Origin of the sequence: Microbacterium sp. HMWF026 (assembly GCF_003061325.1) — a bacterium.
Classification (GTDB): Bacteria; Actinomycetota; Actinomycetes; order Actinomycetales; family Microbacteriaceae; genus Microbacterium; species Microbacterium testaceum_E.
The window spans coordinates 1-2,337 of sequence record NZ_QAJB01000207.1 but is presented as its reverse complement, the minus strand read 5'-3'; the positions used below and the strand labels follow the sequence as shown (position 1 = coordinate 2,337).

The 2,337-nt window shown below is 71.8% G+C and carries 3 protein-coding genes; all 3 read left to right on the top strand.

What is annotated here, in order from left to right:
• On the top strand, window positions 1–1,055 hold a 1,055-nt coding region (locus tag DBR36_RS08700; protein ID WP_146185289.1), incomplete at its 5' end, for a D-alanyl-D-alanine carboxypeptidase family protein.
• A 7-nt stretch (window positions 1,056–1,062) separates the two neighbouring features.
• Complete coding sequence (locus DBR36_RS08695) at window positions 1,063–1,419, top strand: GntR family transcriptional regulator (RefSeq protein WP_108318587.1); 357 nt, start codon at window positions 1,063–1,065, stop codon at window positions 1,417–1,419.
• A 267-nt stretch (window positions 1,420–1,686) separates the two neighbouring features.
• On the top strand, window positions 1,687–2,337 hold a 651-nt coding region (locus tag DBR36_RS08690; RefSeq protein WP_146185288.1), incomplete at its 3' end, for a DUF222 domain-containing protein.

Here is a 2,337-nt window from a genome sequence, read left to right as displayed (position 1 = left end):
CGTGGCCCGCCCAGGGCGAGGCGGCGATCGCGATCGACGGCGTGGCCGGAACGCTGTCGTCCTCCGCCAGCGCGCCCGAGTCCATCGCGAACATCACCAAGGTCGTCACGGCCCTGGTCGTGCTCGACCGGCTCCCCCTCGCCCCCGGCGAGCAGGGCAAGTCCTACGCGTTCACCCAGGCCGACAGCGCCGACTACTGGCAGTATCGCGCCCGCGGGGAATCCTCTCTCGACGTCCCCGTCGACGGCAGTCTCACTCAGCTGCAGATGCTGCAGGGCATGCTGATCGCCTCGGCGAACAACTACGCCCAGCGGTTGGCATCCGATCTCTTCCCCTCGGATGCCGAGTTCTCGGCCGCCGCGAACGCCTACCTGGCGGAGCGCGGGATCGAGGGCATCACGATCGTCAACCCGACGGGCATCGAAGCGGGCAACACCGCCACCCCCTCGGCCCTGATCGCCCTGGCCGAACGGGCGCTCGCCAACCCCGTGATCGCCGAGATCGTGCGCACGCCCGAGCTCACCCTGCCGGGGGCGGGAACGTTCTCGAACGGCAACGCCCTGCTGTCCGATCCGGGCGTGATCGGGGTCAAGACCGGCACGCTCGACGCCTGGAACCTGCTCACCGCAAAAGACATCACGGTGGGCGATGCCACGATCCGCGCCTACGCGGCGGTGCTCGGCCAGCCCGGTCCGGATTCGCGCAACCAGGCCGCGCGCGACCTGTTCTCGCGCCTCGAGCAGGAGCTGCAGCCCCGCCCGTCGGTGACGGCGGGCACCGTCGTCGGCAAGGTCGAGACGCTGTGGGGCGACGACATCGACATCGTCACGGCATCCGACGCCACCGTGGTGCTGTGGAACGGCGGCAGCGCGAACACCTCGACGCGCTTCGACCTGGACGATCGCACGCAGCCCGGCGACACCGTCGGCACCCTCACGGCGACGGGACCGGTCGACGCCGCGACCGTCGACGCGCAGCTCGCGAGCGAGATCGAACCGCCCGATCCGTGGTGGCGCCTCACGCACCCCCTCGATCTGTTCGGTCTGAACGACTGAGGGTGTGATGGATCTCTCCCTGGATGCCGCCTCCCCCACGCCGCCGTTCGAGCAGGTGCGGGCGCAGATCATCGCCCGGATCGACGACGGGTCGCTCGTGGTCGGCACGCGCCTGCCGCCCGTGCGCGCCCTGGCGACGCAGCTCGATCTGGCAGCCAACACCGTGGCGCGGGCGTACAAGGAGCTCGAAGAGGCCGGCTACGTCGAGACGCGCGGTCGCGCCGGCACGTTCGTGAAGGGCGTCGATGCGGCAACCGCTCGGGCCGCCGGGGCCGCGCGCGCGTACGTCGACGCCGTTCGTCGGCTCGGGGTCTCGAGCGAGGACGCCGTCGAGCTCGTCCGGGCGGCGCTGCGCGACCGGTGACGCTCGCCCGGCTCGCAGTCGACCCTTCGCACACCCCGATCGCATACCCACGCGGCTGAGCCCCTCGAAGCCACCGCTCAACCCGTCGCACCCCAGGTGGCTGGGCTTGCCACAGCCACCGGGCCCCACGGCCATCCGTGCTCGCAACACCCCGTGAGGGCCTCTGCGGACGGCACAGTTCCTCCCCACCCCGGCAACGTCGAAGGTTATCCCCACCTGGGGTTTTCCGGACGGGGTAATGTCGGAGGTCCCCGCTAGCATGCACACATGCACGGTGACACCTCCCCGACGACCCCGACCGATGGACCCCGCGTCCTCTCGGCGCTCGTCGACGAGATCCGCCGCGCCAGCGCCGCCGTCGCCGCCGCCGAAGTCGACCGCACCCGCGCCCTCGCCGAAGCCGGCCACCTCGCCCGGGACTTGATGGCGGGCCAGTGCGCGTCCTCCCGCGCCGCCGAGCTGGCTCTTCGCGAAGTGGCGTCCGAGATCGCCGCGGCCGAGAACCTCTCCGACCGCACCGTGCAGACCCAGATCACCCGCGCGATGACCCTCGTCGACGACTACCCCCACACCCTCACCGCCTGGCAGGCGGGGGCGGTGACCCGCGCCCACGTGCACACCATCCTCGACGTCGGCTCACCCCTCCCCGTCGACGTCCGCCACGACTTCGATGCCCTCGCCGCAGCCACCGCGGCGGGCCTGAGCCCCGGGCGCCTGCGCTCACGCCTGGCCGTCCTCGCCGAACGCCTGCACCCCACCAACCTCACCGACCGCCACCACCGCGGTCGCGACACCCGCTGCGTGCGCATCATCACCGGCGACGACGGCATGTCCGACCTGATCGCCACCCTCCCCACCGTGCTGGCCGTGGGCATCTACGACCGCCTCACCCACCAAGCCCGCGCCCTCATCGACCAC